The sequence below is a fragment of the Polynucleobacter sp. 35-46-11 genome, from assembly GCF_002281105.1.
Genome location: NZ_NCFJ01000480.1, coordinates 1 through 1,899, shown reverse-complemented (window position 1 = coordinate 1,899; position 1,899 = coordinate 1). Strand labels below are relative to the sequence as shown.

Genomic DNA, 1,899 nt, shown 5'->3' with positions numbered 1-1,899 from the left:
ACCAGGGATGGTGCGTAGCTCAGGACGAATCACCCAATCGAGAACGCGACGTTTTTCAGCCAATCCAAAGCCCTCGCCTTCAAGCGTGAACATGTACACCTCACTTAGCGGCGTGGTTATTGGCGCCAAACCACCGCTCACACTAGCGGGCAAATCACGCATGACCGAACTCAATCGCTCAGAAACTTGCTGGCGTGCCCAATACAAATCAACTCCTTCGTCAAAGTCGATAGTGATATCTGCAATGCCATATTTGGAGATGGAACGAACGATGCGTTTATTTGGAATGCTCAGCAGCTCTTGCTCAATGGGTTTAACAACGCGCTGCTCAACCTCTTCAGGCGTCATTCCTGGAATTTTGAGAATAACCTTAGCCTGTGTTGGTGAGATATCTGGAAATGCATCTATAGGTAGATTGAGCCACGCATGTGTACCAGCGATAAACAGCAAGCCGGCACAGGCTAGCGTGAGGCTACGAAAACGCAGACTCAGACGAATTAGGTGTTCAAACATCACTCGTCCTTCTGCAGCAAGGCTCGCAAAGATGCGATACCTGTGATTGCGACTTTGCTGCTAAGAGGTAGTGCAACCTCAATCAGCGATAAATCGTCTGTAGAAGAAATCACATTCACCGTTTTCGCTTCAAAGCCTTTGTCATTCGCAACAAAGATCCATGGTTTTCCACGCCATTGAGTCACTGCACGCGCAGGAACCAACCAATACGTATCGGGCTTATCAGAGCTGACTTTGCCCTTTGGGTGGATGGTGAGAGATACGAGTTCACCAGCTTGCAAGCTGCCTCGAGTAGTCACAGTGGCGCGAGCACGAGCTGATTGACTTGCATCGACCGCACGACTTACGCCAATAATTTTGGCCTTGGCATTGCGAGTCGCAACACTTATCTCATCACCGACTTGTAACTGCGCAGCTTTCTCGGATGAAAGCTGCAGGTCAAGTTGCAACTGAGAGCTATCTGCTAATTTAAACAACATAGTGCCTGCTTCGACGCGTTGACCCACTGCAACAAACGCTTCGGAAATAATGCCTGACAAAGGTGCTTTGAGAGTACCTGTGGCGTAACCTGAATTGACGTCAAAGCGCATGCCTGAGGTCAACAATTCAGCCTCACGCGCATTTAGTTGGGCCTTTGCAGCCTCTTGCTTTGAGCGACTCAACTGCAAGCGCACTGCAGGAATGATGCCTTCGTCAAACATAGCTTGGTCACGTTGAGCGGCAGCTGAGCTATTTTTGTATTCAAGCGAGGCTTCGTTGAGTAGGCGACGAGCATCACCCAACATGGGACTCGTGAAATGCGCCAATGCGGCGCCTGCTTTAACCGAATCACCTACCCCTACCAATAGACGCGACACTTGGCCGGCATAAGGTGCTGATACTGTGAACTCTTTGCCAGGTGGCATGACTACTGTGGCACTGGCCAACAGTTGTCCACCAGTCGAGGCCTGAACTGCGGCAACCTGAACCCCTAAGCTGGCTTGCTGTTTTGTCGTAATACTCAAAATACCAGTTGTATTGACTACAGGCTGAGCAACGACTAATTCATGACCCAGAGCAAATAGAACCAACGAAAAGAAAGTTGGACTAAGAAAGCGGCCAATAAAAAACGAACAAAAAGTAAACATCACGAACTCCACACGGCACTAACTGACAAACAGTGCACATGTGACTGCGCACCCGTTAAAAATCAGGAACGAAAGGTGGGAGGTGCGTGTGGTAGCGGCGGAAAGCCTTGGGAAAACGGCGGGCTGACGGAGCTATGCGTGTCTTGCATCAGCAAGAAGGACACAACTTGCAGACTCAGAACCGACATGACAAAGAAAGTGAGAATTAATAAGCCCTCAGGCTGATCTTCTACATCTAAAGAAATCTGTCGCGAATAAG

General features: G+C 49.3%; 3 protein-coding genes. All 3 read right to left on the bottom strand.

Going from position 1 to position 1,899, the window contains the following annotated elements:
- A partial coding sequence (locus B7Y67_RS16615; protein WP_293599578.1) for an efflux RND transporter permease subunit occupies positions 1–513 on the bottom strand: 513 nt, incomplete at its 3' end.
- Positions 513–1,640, bottom strand: a complete 1,128-nt coding sequence (locus tag B7Y67_RS16610; protein WP_293599577.1) for an efflux RND transporter periplasmic adaptor subunit — start codon at positions 1,638–1,640, stop codon at positions 513–515. The genes B7Y67_RS16610 and B7Y67_RS16615, both read right to left, overlap by 1 nt.
- Before the next feature lie 62 nt (positions 1,641–1,702).
- Positions 1,703–1,899: hypothetical protein (locus B7Y67_RS16605; protein WP_293599576.1), on the bottom strand; the 197-nt coding region annotated here is incomplete at its 5' end.

Bases quoted from the DNA above. Each gene is read 5' to 3' on its own strand.
- B7Y67_RS16610 (WP_293599577.1), bottom strand. From the start codon at position 1,640: ATGTTTACTTTTTGTTCGTTTTTTATTGGCCGCTTTCTTAGTCCAACT.